Below are 15,381 nucleotides of genomic sequence, written 5' to 3' on the forward strand. Positions count from 1 at the left end.
CCCCTCAGCAAGCCCTTACGGGGAACTAGAAGTAGACCCGGTACAGAAGCCTGAGGTTGCGGCCCGGTTCGGGCATGATGCGCTTGACTCGCGATAGGTGATTCCGATAGGCGGCGTCGGTCAGGTTCTGCAGGCCTAAAACCAGGGTATGCAGCAGCGCGCCGCCCGACCAGTAGTACTGAACCGAGGCGTCCAGGACGGCGTATCCCGGCGTGGGCTCCTCGAAGACGTCGACCCGTTCTTGACGCATGGCGAATCGGAGGCCTAAGAGCGCCGATAGCGCTCCGCTGCCGTAATGCAGCTCCAGGCGCCCCATCACGGGAGGTATCATGGGCAGGGGCTTGCGGGTATCGGCAAAGCCGCCCCAGACCCAACTGCTCGAGGCGAACAGGCCCCAATTCGCTAGCGGCCGCCACTCCAGAGCCCCCTCCCCGCCCCACAGGAGGGCGTCGGTGCCCATGTACTGGTAGATGGGCAACAGCGTTCTTGCGCTGATCCGGCCCGTGTTTCGAGGAAAGATGTAGCCCCGTATCCGATTGCCAAAGCCCGTAAGCCGCAGGCGCATCCCGGGCCGATTCCAACGCAGGGAGAGCTCGGCTCCGTGGCCCACTTCTCCGTCCAATTGGGGATTGCCGACCTCAAAAGAGTACGTGGCCAGATGGGGCCCCTCGGAGTACAACTCCTCCGGTTCCGGCGGCCGGAAGGCCCGCACAAGCCCCAGGCTCAGATCCAGTCCCGCAGGGAGAACGTAAGCGAGGGCTATAGAGGCCGATAGGTCGGCAAATTGCCGGGCGCGCATGAGCCCGATGGTGCGCGAGATCCGCTCCCGATACGGACTGATCCAGCGGCCGTCGGCGCGCAACGCGGCGCGCACGATCCAAAGCCCGCGGGACCATTCCTGATAGGCGGCCGCAGCCAGATTGAACTCCCAGAGATCTGGGGTCGAAGACCCTAAGGCAGCCCACCGATCCCGGTAGCCCGCCTCCACACCCAAGGCCCCGTTGCGCAGCGGCCCCCAGCGCCTCTGCCGGGTGATCGCCCGAACCTGATAGGTAAATTGGGCAAATTCGCTCCCAATAAGGCCCTTTGACTCTAGCTCGCGCAGCCGAAACAGGGTGAGATCCTGTTTGAGTTGGAGCCGGCTCCAGGCGACCCATGGCAGATTGAACTCCCCCTGCGAGGCAAGCTGAACCCGATCCATCTCGACTGTGACGCCCTCGGGGTGGGCGCCGACGAAGCCGCCCGGTATGCCGTATCGGGATCCGTACAGGATGAGAGCCCCTCCCAGGGTTCCCCAGGGGCGATCGATTCCCCAGCCGACCGACCCTGTGGCCGTCTGCAGGGCCGTGTTGCGCAGCCTTCCGGAAGGCGTGCGCACGTCGGCCGCGCTTCGAACGGAAGCGTCCACGCGGCCCGTGCCCTTAAGAGCGGGAAACCATAAGCCCACACCGCCGGCCAGCCCCCAGTTTACGGACTCCCCTTGCAAGCTTACGCTTCCGTGCAGGTGATCGGTGCGCTCCATGGGGATGGCGCCGCGGACCACGTTGATCACGCCCGTTAGGGCCTTGGAGCCATAGAGCAACGCCTCCGGACCGCGCAGGATCTCAATCCGCTCGGCCTGGAGCGGATCAACGGCCACCGCGTGATCCAGGCTCATCGCGGATAAGTCCCCGGTGCCTGCGCCATCTTCCAAGATGGTCAAGCGGTATCCTCCCAGTCCCCGCAGCACGGGCTGGACCGTGGCCGGCCCCATGCCAGCAGAAGCCAGGCCTGGCTCGCCGCTGAGCGTCTCGGCCAGGGTGCGAGCCAGGCTCTGGCGCAGGCGCACGCCGTGTATCACGTCTCCCAAGCTACCCGCCAGGCCCTTGCGCGCCTCCAGATCCGCGGCCACCTCTACAGTCTGCATCATGACGGCCGTGCTCGCCATGCGGATCTCTACGGTTGTGCGCGGGACCTGCACTTCCACGCGCAACGTTACGCTGTGATATCCGATTCGGAAGGCGCGCAAGGTATAACTTCCGGGAGGCACGTGGGCGATCTCGAAGCGGCCATCTTCGTGCGCGGTGGCGGATCGGTTGAGCTCCACTAGCAACACGGACGTCCAGCCCAATCCCTCGCCCGTGTCTCGATCCACAACACGCCCCTCCAGAAGGGCCGTTCGAACCTGAGCCCGACTCTGAGCGAAACTCAGAAGGAGCGCCCACAGAGCAATCCCGAAAGCCCTCCGGGGCAGGATGAGCCGTTTCATGGCGCAACCGTTACAGGTATGGCGGGGGTGCGAAAGTCCGCATGCCCGCCGTGCAGCAGCACGATTTCCAAGCTCGTCTGTCCGGCTGCTAGGCCGCGCAAATAGAAAGTCCAGCTGCTGCCGCTTCGAACCGAAGCGATGGCGCTGTTGGCCACGTTCAGCTGGAGCCTATACTCTGAGGGGTCGGGCTGAAAGGAGCGCTGGTTTTCGTCTAAGAAATACACCTCAATGGGTCCGAGCTCCTGACCAACACGCACCGAAAGAGAGCCTGTAACGCGCGCATCCCAGACGCGCACCACCTCTTGAGCGCCGATGCGCAACAGAAGCCCCTCGGCCTCCGCATGATCTTCATCGTGCCTGTGGCCAAAAAGCCCGCATCCCAGCCCGCCAAATAGAGCGAGCAAAAGCCAATAGTATCGCCGCATGACACTAGACCTCCTTCGCTGAGATCAGCCAAGACATGAAGCGGTTACGCACCCAGGAGGTCTCCCAGAGGAGGGGCGCGACCGGGACGCAGATGAACCGAAAGGCTGCGAGCAGAAGGCGCAGAAAACCAGGGGAGGCGGAGGCAGACTACCAGCTCCCCATTAGACCCAGAGGGGATAAACCACAATGCGCGCCCCGTATGCCAACACCAGAAGCAAGGGATCGCCTGTCCCTCAGCTTCGTGCCAGTGTCGCTGCTGTGGGGCTGCGTCGGCGCAAGAAGCGACCCAGATGACATGCCGATGCTCGGCCTCTGTCGGGGCCGGCACACTGCCTACAAGTAAGAGCGAGGCAAGCAGGCCAAGCAGAATCCGAGGCATGCGGCAAGGCGGCTAGGGATTTTGCGAGGGGAAAATTAACTAACCCGGATCTGTACAGCAATCCGGACTCAGTAACGAAACCGCAACGATCCCAGCTACTGTCGCTCTCGAGGGGCCTCGATGCGGTTTCGGACGGCCTCGGCTACGCGTTCCATGAGCCACCTGGGCGTGGAGGTAGCCCCGCAGATGCCTACTGACTGAGCTCCTTCGAACCAGGCCGGATCCAACTCGGTCTCGTTTTCAATAAAATACGTGCGCGCATTGTGCGCGCGGCAGAGTTCATAGAGGGTCCGTCCATTGGAGCTCTTACGCCCGGCCACGAAGAGGATTACGTCGTGTTCGCGCGCGAAGGCGGCCAAATGCTCGTCGCGGTTGGAGACTTGCCGGCAGATCGTATCGAAGGCGCGTGCTTCTGGCTGCCGGACTTCTACAGCTGCCTTCAACCGATAGAAGGCATCAAGGGACTTCGTGGTTTGCGAGAACAGGGCGATCGGCCGGCTCCAATCAATGCGCTCCAGCTCCGCCTCGGAGCTGATCACCAGGGCCTCCCCCTGGGTTTGCCCCACCAAACCTCGCACCTCCGGATGTTCCGGCTTGCCGTAGATGACGACCTGATACCCGGCATCATAGGCCTGCTTGACGCGGTTCTGCAGCTTCAGCACCACAGGACAGGAGGCGTCGATCAGCGTGAGCTCGTTTTGGCGGGCGATCTCGTACGTCTCCGGAGGTTCTCCGTGGGCGCGGATGAGCACGGGGACCCCGCGAAGCCGACGCAACTCTTCGTGCGTGATCGTGCGCAAGCCCTTTTGCCGCAGCCGCTTTACTTCCTCATCGTTGTGCACGATGTCCCCCAGACAGTAAAGCACGCCCTCAGACTCCAGCAAGGCTTCGGCCACAGCTACGGCATACTCCACGCCGAAACAGAAGCCGGATTCGGGGTCTATCGTGATGCGCATTCCGTGCCTCCTGTCCACGGTGGTTATCCGCCGGAGGCGGGCACCGCCTGGCGGGCTCGCCGCGCCTCCTCGGCCCACTGGACAATCCGTTCTACTTGCTCTGCAACGGAAAGCAGGGTCGTATCCAGCAGTTTAGCATCCGGGGCAGGCCGCAGGGGGGCGAGCGTGCGGGTTGCGTCTTGCGCATCCCGGTTGCGCAGTTCGGCCTCCACTTCCTCTAGGCTCACCAGAGAGCCCCGTTCCCGCAGTTCACGCCAGCGACGCCGGGCGCGCTCGGCGAGCTCGGCGGTCAGAAAGACCTTTAACTCGGCCTCTGGGAAGACCACGGTGCCGATGTCCCGGCCTTCGAAAACCACGCCTCCTTCAGCACCGAGGGCGCGCTCTATTTGCAGCAGCCAGCTTCGCACCTCAGGTAGGGCGCTTACCGCACTTACATGCGCCGAAACCTCAGGCAGCTGAAGCATCTCCGTAACGTCTTGGCTGTCGATCAAAACGCGTAACCCCATGGGGCTCTCTTGCAGTTCCAGATCAAGTAGGCTGAGGAATTCGGAGATGCGCTCTGGATGCGCGGGCCATATTCCGCGCGCAAGCAAAGCCCACGTCACGGCCCGATACAGGGCTCCGGTGTTGACGTACCGCAGCCCGAGGCGTTCGGCCACAAGCCGGGCCGTGGTGGATTTGCCCGAAGCGGCGGGTCCATCTATGGCGATGAGGATGTCCCGTCTTGTTGGGGGCATAGGCGCAGAAAGTCCAGATACTCCTGAAGCAACAACGCGGCAGCCGCCTGATCCAGACGTGCTTTGTTTTGGCGGTTCTTGCGTTTTACCCCCCCTTCGCGCAGCATCTGCTGCGCGCGTACCGTGCTAAGGCGCTCATCCCAGCGCACCAACTCAAGCTCAGGCGCCAGATGCTTAATGCGCCGCATGTATGCGGCCACCTCGCGAGCCATTTCCTGCGGTTGGCCGCGCATATCCAAAGGCCAGCCCACCACGAGCACCGCTACAGCTTCGCGCCGCACCTGCTCAAGCAACACCCGAAGGGCTTCCTCCTGCGCATATGTACCCAAGGGGCGGGCCACAAGGCGCATACGATCGCTGATGGCCAGCCCCACGCGTTTGCGGCCGTAGTCGAGGGCCATAATGGGTGATAGGCTCACGCCCGGCATTCCTCCAACAGGCGAGCCAAAACGGGCAGGGGCGGATTGCCGTATAGCCGTCCATCGAAGGCGATTGTGGGCACCCGGCGCCGGCCCTCGTTGTGTTGCATCACGAGCGCCTCCGCCTCCGGATCCTGATCGATATCGATCTTTTCGAAAGCGATGCCCGGTTGGCGCAAAAACCACTTGACTCGATGGCAATCTGGACGCCAAGCTGTGGTGTAGAGCCGAACTTGCATCAAGCGACCGCAAGGTGCCGTTCTAGATACCCTACAAGCATATGTTTGGGCACGGCGCCGATGAGCTGCTCAACCACCTGCCCGTTTTTGAAGATCAACAGCGTGGGAATAGAGCGGATATTGTACTGCATGGACACCTGCGGGTTGTGGTCCACGTCCAGCTTGCCCACCTTAAGCCGGCCCGCGTATTCCTGGGCCAGCTCCTCGATAATGGGGGCGATCATGCGACATGGCCCGCACCAGGGCGCCCAGAAATCCACCAGCACAGGCAGCTCGGATTGCAATACCTCTTGTTCGAAGTTTTGATCCGTGAGCGTAATAGGTCCGTTTTGTGGCATTGCGCAGCGCTCCCTTTGCTTGTCGCCTCAGCTTCTCGCTCCAACCCCCCGGCATCCGGCCGGGTTCCCAGCTAGATCACCGTTCCCGGGGGTACGATGGCGTTTTTGGGGATGATCACGATCCGCTCGCGGATATAGTAAAAATCCGCGTCGTGCTTCTCTAGCCCCATTGCGTTGCGAATCTGGACTCCGTCCCCGATGCGGGCGTTTTTGTCTACGATCGCCCGCTCGATATAGACGTTCCGGCCAATCCCCACATCCGGACGACCCAGCTCTCGGTTTACACGCTGGTCTTGAGGCGTCTCGTAATAGTCGGCCCCCATGATGATGCTATCCCGTATCACGGTGCCCGGTCCGATGATGGAGCGGATCCCAATCACGGAATGCTCGATATCACAGCCCTCCAAGATGCACCCTTCAGCCACGATGGATTGGTGCACACGGCTCATCTGAAATTTTGTGGGAGGTAGCATGCGAGCGTGCGTATACAAAGGCCGCTCAGCATCGTACAGGTTAAAAGCCGGCAGCAGATCTGTGAGCGCCAAGTTCGCCTCATAAAAGGAGGCGATGGTGCCGATATCGGTCCAATATCCGTCGAAGCGATAGCTATATACGGGCAGCCGCTCTATGGCCAGCGGGATCACCTCCCGGCCGAAATCCACCAGATCCGGATGTTCTAATAACAGATCGAACAGGACGTCGCGGTTGAACAGGTAAATCCCCATTGAGGCCAGGAAGCGACGGCCCTGATCGCGCATCTCGGGCCCCGTGTCGCTTTCCAGTTCACCCAAAAGCTCTGGCGGAGGCTTTTCCACAAAACGAACGATGCGCTGCGTACCGTCTGTCTTCATAATCCCCAGCCCCGGGGCCTCTTCTGCCCGCACGGGAGTGGTGGCGATTGTGATCGCCGCGCCACGCTCGCAGTGATAGGCACCAAATAGCCGAAAATCCATTTGATAGAGTTGATCTCCCGACAAAATGAGCGCGTAGCGGAAAGGGTATTCCTCAAAGTGATGCAAGCTCTGGCGCACGGCATCGGCCGTGCCCTGAAACCAACGTTGGGAGCGCGGGGTCTGCTCTGCAGCCAGAATGTCCACAAACCCTCGACTAAAAGGGCTAAAGCGATACGTGTGGTTGATATGTCGATTTAAGGAAGCGGAATTGTATTGGGTCAGGATAAAGATGCGGTTGATGCCCGAGTTGAGGCAGTTGCTCACGGGCACATCGATGAGCCGGTACTTGCCCCCCAGAGGAACAGCCGGCTTGGAGCGCAGCAAAGTGAGCGGAAACAGGCGCGTTCCCGCCCCACCCCCCAGAATTATGGCCAGTACATCTTGCTGCTTAAACGTCATCGCGTCACGAGAGCCTCATAGAGCGCTTGATAGGCCGAGGCGGAGCGATCCCAAGAGAAATCTTCTCGCATAGCGCGGCGCTGCAGCGCGCGCCACCGGACCGGATCGCACCAAAGCGACCGAGCCTGCCCGATCGCCTCGAAAAGGGCCTCAGCGCCATAGGCGGCCATCCAGAAGCCGGTGCCGTTTCGAGGATCTTGTTCCAGGGGCCTTATCGTATCGCGTAGCCCACCGGTGGGATGGACGATCGGTATGCATCCATAACGCAAGGCGTAGAGCTGATTGAGCCCGCAGGGTTCGGTGCGCGAGGGCATAAGCAGCACATCGGCTGAGCCGTACAGAAGATGCGCTAAGCCCTCGTCGAAGCGCAACCAGGCGCGCACACGCTCCGGGTACGTGGCCTCTAGCTCTCGAAAGGCCCGCTCCCAATCTGGCCAGCCCGTTCCCAGCACCACCAGACGGGCTTCAGGAAATGCCTCCACCCAGCGCGGAACGACCTCAAGCACAAGCTCTACACCCTTTTCCGGCACCAGGCGGCCGATAAAGGCCATCAGGAAGGCGTTCGCGTCCAGGGATAACCCGAGCCGCCACCCCAGGGCGCGCTTGTTCTGCTGACGCCGCTCCAGATGACGCGCATCATACGGAACGGCCAGGTTTGCGTCCTGGGCCGGATTCCAGCACTCCGGATCGATCCCGTTCAGGATGCCGAGCAGTTTGGGGGCGATCTCTTGAAACACGTACTCCAGGCCTCCGCCGGCCCATTCGGCAAGCTCGCGCGCGTACGTGGGGCTCACGGTCGTAACCCGCTCAGCCAGAAGCAAGGCGGCTTTGAGCGCGTTAAAGGCCCCGTCATGGTCCAGGCTGGAGCGCGGAAGCCCAGCGGGCCACCGCAACGCCTCTACTTGGGCCCAAGGATAACGGCCTTGATAAAGCGCGTTGTGTACGGTCAGAACAAACGGCTTCTCCGATCGCAAAACGCCGTAGCGCATCCACAGGGGCGTAAAGGCGGCATGATGATCGTGACCGTGCACGAGGTCTATTGGGGTGAGCTCGGACGTCCGCCAAGCGGCCCCGGCGGCCAAGGCCGCGGCCGCATGCCCTAGAACGGCATAACGGGCCAGTTCGTTTTCAAAAGGCTTGCCCGTATCGGGGTCCGCGTAGACACCCGGAGGGCGAAACCCATCGTATTCGAGCAAGTACAGCGGAAACGGGGTCCATCCGCTCTGATCGCGCCAGATCCGATACCTATGTCTGCGATCTGCGATCCAGAGCTCCCCCTCTCCGACCCGGCGCACTTGCTCGGGGTCCAGATGTCCGTACCACGGGATGAGCACAGAGGCCTGCAAGCCCCGGCGGATTAGGTACCGGGGCAGCGCCCCGACTACGTCCGCTAGCCCCCCTACCTTAACTACAGGGAAGCACTCCGCGGCCACGTGCAGTACGTGCATGGTGTCATGGCCAGGCTGCTCGGCCAAATTACGGGCCTTGTCGGCCTCGAACAACCGCGCTTGGCTTGATAAGCCCACCTCCGTCCTCTACTTTTGAGGGGCCTTCTCCCGAATATGGACCTGTCGCGCATCCTGCGGACGCTAGGCGCGCTGCTGTTTTTCGATGCGGCCGCGATGGGGATCTGTGGTCTGCTCGGCCTGGCTTGGGACGATGCCGGCGCCTCCCCTCTGCTCAGGGCCGCGGCCGTGGGCGCGCTCTGCGGCGCTTTTCTGTACGCCTGGGGCCTTCGGAGGCGACGATCGCCGCTTGGCGCGAATGCCGAGGGCCTGCTTTTGGTGCCCACGGCACTCGGCCCGCGGGAAGCAACGCTGATCGCCGCGTTGGGCTGGCTGCTTGTGCCCATGCTGGGCGGCCTGCCATACCGGATGGCGGGAGTTGTGCCCACGTGGACGGACGCCTACTTTGAGGCGGTCTCGGGCTTTACCACCACCGGATCCAGCGTGATCGCCTCCGTTGAGTCCCTGCCTGCGAGCCTGCTGCTGTGGCGCGCTCTTACGCACTGGTTGGGCGGTCTGGGGATCGTGCTTTTGGTGCTGCTGGTGCTGCCCGCCCTGGGCATCGGGGGGCTGGCCTTGTATCAACTCGAGGCCAGCCAGGTGGGCCAGGAGAAACTCGCCCCTCGTATGCATCAGACCGGCCTAATTCTGTGGTCGATTTACGCCTTGTTGACCGTCAGCCTGGCCTTGTTGCTGCGCCTGGGCGGCATGAGCTGGTTTGAGGCCATCACGCATAGCTTTGCCGCGATCGCCACCGGCGGATTCTCGACTCGCAACACCTCTTATGCGGCCTTCGAGAGCGCTTATCTGGAGCTCATCACGGCCCTGTTTATGTTCCTGGCCAGCTGCAACTTCGGGTTCTTCTACTGGATCTACCGCGGACGGTGGGACCTGGTGCGCCGCAGCCGCGATGTAGCCTTCTACGCGCTGAGCACCCTGATCTCTACGCTGCTTGTGAGCGCCTACTTGGTGGGGAGCGGGGTTTACGGCTCCTGGCCGCAGGCCCTGCGCTATGGGGTTTTCCAGGTCGTCTCTTTGCACTCCACCACGGGGTTCGCTTCCGCCGACTACGAAACCTGGGGGGCGTTTCCGCAGTGGTGGATGCTGTTGCTTATGCTCATGGGCGGCTGCGCGGGCTCCACAGCCGGCGCGATCAAAAACATCCGCATCCTGGTGCTCGTGAAATACGTCGTACGGGAGGTCCGCCAGTTCCTTTTTCCACGGGCCGTGCTTCCGATCCGCATCGGTGCGGAGGTCATCCCGGAGCCCGTCGTGCAGCGCATGGTGGCCTACGTGGGCGTCTACATGGGCTTTGTCCTGCTGGGATCGGCCCTGGTGACGGCGACCGGGGTGGACATCATGAGCGCACTCTCGGGGGCCATCGCCACGATGGGCGGCGTGGGGCCGGGTATTGGGCTGCTGGGCCCGATGGACAACTACGGCAGTCTGCCCGAGGCGGCCAAGTGGGTCTACATCGTCCTCATGTACCTGGGTCGTCTGGAGATCTTCACCCTGCTTGCCCTCTTCAGCCCCGAGATTTGGCGCGGGCACCCTTAGGGGCCCATCTTCGCATCAACGGAGGTCCATAGAAGAATGCGCGCGCACATCCGCTCTCGCGGCGCCCGTTCGATTGAAAACGCCCTAGCGCACTATCCGGCATGGGCCCAGGAGATGGCCCAGCGGTACCTCAGCAAAACGATCGGCCACTTTATCCTGCACGGCAATGTGCGCGATCTGGTGCCGATGCGCACCGGGCGCTCATGGACATACGTACCGCTTGCGGAGTTTCTGGCGCAAGACGTTTTCGCAGGCCGCGATCTGGTCCTGTTCTACGACCGGGGTTCCGGGGTGCGCTTTCGCACAAGCCAAGAGCAACTGGACTTTCGCCGGGCCCTGGCCGGATTCGACGCTCGCTACGGCACCTCTTACAGCCAACGGCCGCCTCGTGAGCCCGGCCTCCTACTGCCCCTGTTGGAGCACTACTTTCGGCTGCGACTTGGGGAGGGCAAACGGATCGCTTGCATCCTGGATTTTGCGGAAACGCTCGTGCCCAACACCGAGCTCTCCGGGCATTCCCCCGAGGAGCGGGCCACGCTGGTCTTGCTGCAGCGTTGGGCAAGCGATCCGCTTTTCCTGGAGGCCGATTTTACGCTCGTCCTGCTTACGGAGAACCTAGCGGACCTGGCGCGCCCCCTTGTGCGAAGCCCGCACCATGCGACAATCCCCATACCCTTTCCCGACGAGGCCGAAAGGCTGCGCTTTATCCGCCGTTTTCCGCGCGCTCGGTCGCTAAGACGCTATGCCCGGCTGTCGATAGAAGCGCTGGCTGAGCTTACGGCCGGATTGCGCCTGGAGCACATCCGCCAACTATTGGCCGACGCGATCGAAAACAGACGCCCGATCACCCCGGAGACCCTGCGCGAGCGCAAAAAAGCGATCATCGAGGCCGAGGCTTACGGGCTGCTCGAGTTCGTCGAGACGCCCTACACCCTCGACATGGTAGCCGGCCATAGAGCCGTCAAGGAGCTCCTGCGCCAGGCCGCTCAGGCCCTGCGCGCCGGCAGGCGCGATGTGCTGCCCATGGGATATCTCATTACCGGTCCTGTGGGCACAGGCAAGAGCTTTCTTATCAGCTGCTTTGCCGGGGAAATCGGCATACCCATGGTCAAGCTGCGCAACTTCCGCTCCCAATGGCAGGGGGTCACCGAGGGGAACCTGGAGAAGATTCTGCGCCTGCTGGAGGCCATGAGCCCGGTGGCCGTGCTCATCGACGAAGCAGACGCCTTCCTGGGAGATCGACGCGAAGAGGGCGATAGCGGCGTCTCCCGGCGCGTGTTTGCGATGATCGCCTCCTTTATGAGCGACACGACGCATCGAGGCCGAATCCTGTGGTTCTTGCTGACGGCCCGCCCAGATCTTATGCCCGTAGATCTAAAACGGCAAGGGCGCGCCGAAGAGCACCTAGCCCTTTTTTATCCCCAAAACGCCGAAGAACGCGAGGAGCTCTTCTGGGGGCTGGTGCGCAAAACGGGAGCTACCTTCGTAGGCCGCATCCCCGGGCGGCTGCTCGACGGCTCCATAGCCTTGTCGGGGGCCGATATGGAGGCGCTTCTGGTGCGGGCGAAGTTTCTGGCGGCCAGCCGGGGGCAGGAGGCGATCGATGAAACGCTGCTAGAGGAGGTAATGGCCGATTTCCTGTCGCCCGCCTATCCGTTGGAAATCGAACTACAGACGCTCGTGGCCGTACTGGAGTGCACCCGACGCTCCCTGCTGCCCGAGGCATATCGAGAGGCAGACCGCGAGGCGCTTCTACGCCGCGTGCGGAAGCTAAAACAGCTGCTCGGCGAATAGGCTACCAAAAAAGGCCCTCAGGCAGCTCTAGGTTTAGCTCCGTCAGCAACACTCGCAGCCGGTCCCGACCTTCCTGCGTATAGACGTCAACCTGATGCGGGATGCGCAGAGGTCCCACGGGACGATAATCCGCATATCGATAGCGGACGCTATAGCCAGAGGCGCGCCAAGATTCCTCCTCTAGCAAGAGGGTGGCTGCACTGTAGAGGAGCTCCAACTCCACCCCATCCGGAGCCTGAGCTTGCAGGCGATAGACCAACCCTCCATCGCGCTGAATCAGCTCAGCTGCGAGCAGACGCCAGCCGCCTTGGGGCTCCAACAAGAGCAGCTCGGGGCGAGGTCGGGCTAGTTGCCAACGCACGACGCGCTCCATGGGGCCATCCAGCCGCTGCCTACCTTGCGGGCCGTGCAGAAAAAGCCCCTCGGCGTTAAACAGGAGGCCGCCTTGAGCGCCGTCGCCGCTAACGGCCACTTCTAGTCGCATACGGCCTGGATAGCGCACCCACAGCAACACGAGATCGTGGTTCTGAGGCTGGGCTGAGCGCTCTAGCTCCAATTCCTGCCGATAACTTCGCACCGAGGCCCAAGCCTGCACGCCTCCTGTCGTGTTCAGTGCCCTTCGTAGCCATGCGATCGGCTCCTGCAGACTATCCCCCGATGGGCTAGCCGAGATAGGGGAGGGCTCGGAGGGGGGATATGGCGGATCGGGGCGCGGCCCAGCACATCCAAGCAAGCAAGCGCCGCTCCACACGAGTATTGCATACCATAACGCGCTCATGAGCGGCATATTGGCACCTCCTCTATTCGAGATCTGGGCGCCCTGCCGAGGTGGTCCACATCCACAGGGCCTTGGCGACCACTCGCCAGGCCGTGCCCAGGGCTTCAGAGCGCAGATGCGCGCTGCGATCCGAGGCCCTGTGCAGGCGCCTGAGCACGCGCGGGCTTGCGCCCGAACGCCGCCCCTGGGCCCAGGCCGCCAGCCGATCGGCATCCCCCCGAGGCACGATAGAGAGCGAAAGGTTCTCCAAGCCGGCCCGAGCAAAGGAGGCGTGGTCCGAGTGAGGATAAAAGGCGCGCTCCCGAAGCGGAAAAAGCTCACCCTGCACCGCACGGCGCAGGCGGGGCAGAATCCAATCGTCGTCCCCGCCTCCTACAGGTCCCACGTAGATCTCCTCCCCCTCTCCCACTACGTCGAGGTTGAGCATGGCCCGGATCTCACCGCGTTCAGCCGAGCGCACGTAGTGGGCCGAACCCAGCAGGCCTTGCTCCTCGAGGTCGTAAAAGTGAAACGCTATGGGCTCCTGAAGCGGACGTCCATGGAAAAACCGGATAAGCCCCAGCAGCACGGCCACCCCCGTGGCGTTGTCATTGGCCCCTGGAGATCCAGCCGCGGCGTCGTAGTGGGCACCCACGATCCACGCAGGCCGCTTGGCCGGACCCATGGACACGATCACGTTTACGCCCCGCAGCGTATCGGAGGTGCGGGCCAGCACGGTATCGAAAGGCTGCAGCCGATAGGGCACAGCCCAGGACTTCAGATACGAAAGGATCACCTGCCGGCGCTCGGCACCGCTTTTGCCCTCTAAGGCCCGCACGTAGCGCAGCAGCTCATGACCGACCTCCGAGGCCGACGGAAGCCCCTGCGCCCCCGCCGATCCGACCAGCGCGCCCAGCAGCACCAGGGCCAACCGAGTCCGCATCCCTCATCGTCTAGATCCGCAGCGCTCCCACCAGTTCGCCGATATCGCGCAGGCCTTCGCTGCGAGCGTACGCCTCCATGCCCTCGACGATGCGCACGGCCAGATCCGGAATCACAAAGGTGCCCGTGCCGACTTGCACGGCCTGAGCGCCTACAAGTAAAAACTCAAGCGCGTCCTCTGCGCTCATAATGCCCCCGATTCCGATAATCGGGATGCGCACAGCCCTGTAGGCCTCCCACACCTTGGCCAGGGCGACGGGCTTGATGGCGGGTCCCGAGTAGCCGCCCGTTACGTTGGCCAGCTTAGGCCTGCGGGTGCGCACGTCGACGGCCATACCGACCAGCGTGTTGATAAGCGAAACCGAATCGGCCCCCTCCTCTTCGCAGATGCGCGCTATCTGCCCGATGCGGGCCACATTGGGGCTGAGCTTGATCATGAGATGCCGGTCTGTGACGGGCCGCAGCGCGCGCACAACCTGGCGCGTCATCATGGGATCGTCGGCGAAGCAAGCCCCCCCTTCCTTAACATTCGGGCAAGAAAGGTTGACCTCATAGGCGTCGATGCCCTCATGTTCATCCAAAAAGCGCACAAGCCGTACGTAGTCCTCCACACAAAAGCCCACCACGTTGACCACAATGGCCGTATCAAGCTGGCGCAGACGCGGCAGCTTGTCCCGCACAAAAGCCCGCGCGCCGACGTTCGCCAGCCCAATTGCGTTCAGCAAGCCGCCTGGAACCTCGACGATCCGAGGAGGCGGATTGCCCTCTCGGGGCTCTAGGCTGATGGCCTTCGTGACGACCCCGCCCAGCCGAGACACGTCCACGAGCTCTCCCACCGTATCGGCGTAGGCGAAGGTGCCGCTTGCGACCAGGACGCGGTTTTTGAGCCGCAGCCCGCGGCCCAGGTCCACCTCCGTGCGCACAGCGGGGGCGGCTTCAGAGGCCAAGGGCATCCCAGTTCACCTCCTGGGCCTTGAAAACGGGCCCCTCCATGCAGGCAAGCCCGTAGCGGGGCCTAGGCCCCCGAAGGGGCACCACACAGCCCTGACAGACGCCAAAGCCGCAGCCCATGGGCGTCTCCAAGGCCACTTCGTGTTCCCAGCCCCCGGCTTGGCTTTCCCAAGCTAGGGCGCGTAGCATGGCCAAGGGTCCGCAGGAGAACCACTTCATCCGGCCTCGGATATGACCTTGCAGCCGGATCCGCCACAAATCGAGCACCGTGCCCCGAAGGCCCGCAGAGCCGTCCTCGGTGGCCACGAAGGGATCCTCAAGATGGCGAAGCACCAGCTCCGAGGCCGTGCGCGCCCCCAGGAGCGTGCACACCCGACGACCTCGGCGTCGCAGCTCCCGCTCGAGGAACACCAACGGGGCCACGCCAACACCCCCGCCGAAAAGCACCGCCACCTCGAAGTCCCCCTCTACCTCAAAGGGTCGCCCCAGGGGGCCCAATAGGTGCAGGTGCGCTCCGGGCTCGGCCTCGTAAAGCAGGCGGGTTCCGACCCCCACGACCTTGACCAAGAGCAGCAGGGATGAGTCCTCCACGGCGCATATGCTCATGGGCCGTCTGAGAAGCGGAAAGAAACCCTCGGCTGCGCGCACGGCCACAAACTGACCGGGAAGGGCCCGGGCGGCAATTTCAGGGGCTTCAAGGCGCAGCAGACAAAGCCGGGGGCCTATGCGCTCGTTTTCCAAAAGCCGAGCCGATACGTCCCGCATAAACGCTCCGCCAGAA

At 63.0% G+C, this 15,381-nt stretch carries 15 protein-coding genes; 2 read left to right on the forward strand and 13 right to left on the reverse strand.

What is annotated here, in order from left to right; translation table 11 throughout:
* Positions 1–25 precede the first annotated feature (25 nt).
* From NZ993_07605 to NZ993_07645, 9 genes are all read right to left on the reverse strand, one after another.
* Positions 26–2,248 carry a TonB-dependent receptor gene (locus NZ993_07605; protein MCS7155655.1) on the reverse strand — a complete coding sequence of 741 codons (2,223 nt, stop codon included), beginning with the start codon at positions 2,246–2,248 and terminating at the stop codon, positions 26–28.
* A complete protein-coding gene (locus NZ993_07610) occupies positions 2,245–2,673 on the reverse strand; it encodes a hypothetical protein (GenBank protein ID MCS7155656.1) in 429 nt (142 codons plus the stop codon). The genes NZ993_07605 and NZ993_07610 overlap by 4 nt, the downstream gene beginning before the upstream one ends.
* A 475-nt stretch (positions 2,674–3,148) precedes the next feature.
* Positions 3,149–4,009, reverse strand: coding sequence for a 4-hydroxy-3-methylbut-2-enyl diphosphate reductase (locus tag NZ993_07615; GenBank protein MCS7155657.1), 861 nt, complete (start codon positions 4,007–4,009; stop codon positions 3,149–3,151).
* A gap of 23 nt (positions 4,010–4,032) precedes the next feature.
* Complete coding sequence (cmk, locus tag NZ993_07620) at positions 4,033–4,746, reverse strand: (d)CMP kinase (protein MCS7155658.1); 714 nt, start codon at positions 4,744–4,746, stop codon at positions 4,033–4,035.
* Positions 4,710–5,174, reverse strand: a complete 465-nt coding sequence (gene ruvX / locus NZ993_07625) for a Holliday junction resolvase RuvX (GenBank protein MCS7155659.1) — start codon at positions 5,172–5,174, stop codon at positions 4,710–4,712. Before ruvX ends, cmk begins: the two co-directional genes overlap by 37 nt.
* The gene (locus NZ993_07630; GenBank protein MCS7155660.1) at positions 5,162–5,404 is read right to left on the reverse strand and encodes a glutaredoxin family protein; all 243 of its coding nucleotides are present in this window, start codon (positions 5,402–5,404) and stop codon (positions 5,162–5,164) included. Before NZ993_07630 ends, ruvX begins: the two co-directional genes overlap by 13 nt.
* Positions 5,404–5,742, reverse strand: a complete 339-nt coding sequence (gene trxA / locus NZ993_07635; protein ID MCS7155661.1) for a thioredoxin — start codon at positions 5,740–5,742, stop codon at positions 5,404–5,406. Before trxA ends, NZ993_07630 begins: the two co-directional genes overlap by 1 nt.
* A gap of 71 nt (positions 5,743–5,813) precedes the next feature.
* Positions 5,814–7,094: a glucose-1-phosphate adenylyltransferase gene (locus NZ993_07640; protein ID MCS7155662.1), complete on the reverse strand. Its 1,281-nt coding sequence runs from the start codon at positions 7,092–7,094 to the stop codon at positions 5,814–5,816.
* On the reverse strand, positions 7,091–8,542 hold the full coding sequence (locus tag NZ993_07645) for a glycogen/starch synthase (protein MCS7155663.1): 1,452 nt from the start codon (positions 8,540–8,542) through the stop codon (positions 7,091–7,093). The genes NZ993_07640 and NZ993_07645 overlap by 4 nt, the downstream gene beginning before the upstream one ends.
* Positions 8,543–8,656: 114 nt before the next feature.
* On the opposite strand from NZ993_07645, the gene NZ993_07650 reads away from it, so the two are divergent.
* Positions 8,657–10,156 carry a TrkH family potassium uptake protein gene (locus NZ993_07650; GenBank protein ID MCS7155664.1) on the forward strand — a complete coding sequence of 500 codons (1,500 nt, stop codon included), beginning with the start codon at positions 8,657–8,659 and terminating at the stop codon, positions 10,154–10,156.
* A 36-nt stretch (positions 10,157–10,192) separates the two neighbouring features.
* Entirely contained in the window at positions 10,193–11,950 is a 1,758-nt protein-coding gene (locus NZ993_07655) for an AAA family ATPase (GenBank protein ID MCS7155665.1), read from the forward strand.
* 1 nt (position 11,951) lies between these two features.
* On the opposite strand, the gene NZ993_07660 is transcribed toward NZ993_07655, so the two are convergent.
* From NZ993_07660 to NZ993_07675, 4 genes are all read right to left on the reverse strand, one after another.
* Positions 11,952–12,545, reverse strand: coding sequence for a hypothetical protein (locus NZ993_07660; GenBank protein ID MCS7155666.1), 594 nt, complete (start codon positions 12,543–12,545; stop codon positions 11,952–11,954).
* A gap of 205 nt (positions 12,546–12,750) precedes the next feature.
* Entirely contained in the window at positions 12,751–13,650 is a 900-nt protein-coding gene (locus NZ993_07665) for a M28 family metallopeptidase (protein MCS7155667.1), read from the reverse strand.
* A 10-nt stretch (positions 13,651–13,660) separates the two neighbouring features.
* Entirely contained in the window at positions 13,661–14,602 is a 942-nt protein-coding gene (locus tag NZ993_07670) for a dihydroorotate dehydrogenase (GenBank protein MCS7155668.1), read from the reverse strand.
* Positions 14,586–15,365, reverse strand: coding sequence for a dihydroorotate dehydrogenase electron transfer subunit (locus tag NZ993_07675; GenBank protein ID MCS7155669.1), 780 nt, complete (start codon positions 15,363–15,365; stop codon positions 14,586–14,588). The genes NZ993_07670 and NZ993_07675 overlap by 17 nt, the downstream gene beginning before the upstream one ends.
* Positions 15,366–15,381: the final 16 nt, after the last annotated feature.

The sequence above is a fragment of the Bacteroidota bacterium genome, assembly GCA_025059945.1.
GTDB lineage: Bacteria > Bacteroidota > Rhodothermia > JANXDC01 > JANXDC01 > JANXDC01.

Bases quoted from the DNA above. Each gene is read 5' to 3' on its own strand.
- NZ993_07655 (MCS7155665.1), top strand. From the start codon at position 10,193: ATGCGCGCGCACATCCGCTCTCGCGGCGCCCGTTCGATTGAAAACGCC.
- trxA (MCS7155661.1), bottom strand. From the start codon at position 5,742: ATGCCACAAAACGGACCTATTACGCTCACGGATCAAAACTTCGAACAA.
- NZ993_07645 (MCS7155663.1), bottom strand. From the start codon at position 8,542: ATGCACGTACTGCACGTGGCCGCGGAGTGCTTCCCTGTAGTTAAGGTA.
- NZ993_07615 (MCS7155657.1), bottom strand. From the start codon at position 4,009: ATGCGCATCACGATAGACCCCGAATCCGGCTTCTGTTTCGGCGTGGAG.
- NZ993_07665 (MCS7155667.1), bottom strand. From the start codon at position 13,650: ATGCGGACTCGGTTGGCCCTGGTGCTGCTGGGCGCGCTGGTCGGATCG.
- cmk (MCS7155658.1), bottom strand. From the start codon at position 4,746: ATGCCCCCAACAAGACGGGACATCCTCATCGCCATAGATGGACCCGCC.
- NZ993_07610 (MCS7155656.1), bottom strand. From the start codon at position 2,673: ATGCGGCGATACTATTGGCTTTTGCTCGCTCTATTTGGCGGGCTGGGA.
- NZ993_07650 (MCS7155664.1), top strand. From the start codon at position 8,657: ATGGACCTGTCGCGCATCCTGCGGACGCTAGGCGCGCTGCTGTTTTTC.
- NZ993_07675 (MCS7155669.1), bottom strand. From the start codon at position 15,365: ATGCGGGACGTATCGGCTCGGCTTTTGGAAAACGAGCGCATAGGCCCC.
- NZ993_07630 (MCS7155660.1), bottom strand. From the start codon at position 5,404: ATGCAAGTTCGGCTCTACACCACAGCTTGGCGTCCAGATTGCCATCGA.
- NZ993_07605 (MCS7155655.1), bottom strand. From the start codon at position 2,248: ATGAAACGGCTCATCCTGCCCCGGAGGGCTTTCGGGATTGCTCTGTGG.
- ruvX (MCS7155659.1), bottom strand. From the start codon at position 5,174: ATGCCGGGCGTGAGCCTATCACCCATTATGGCCCTCGACTACGGCCGC.
- NZ993_07640 (MCS7155662.1), bottom strand. From the start codon at position 7,094: ATGACGTTTAAGCAGCAAGATGTACTGGCCATAATTCTGGGGGGTGGG.
- NZ993_07670 (MCS7155668.1), bottom strand. From the start codon at position 14,602: ATGCCCTTGGCCTCTGAAGCCGCCCCCGCTGTGCGCACGGAGGTGGAC.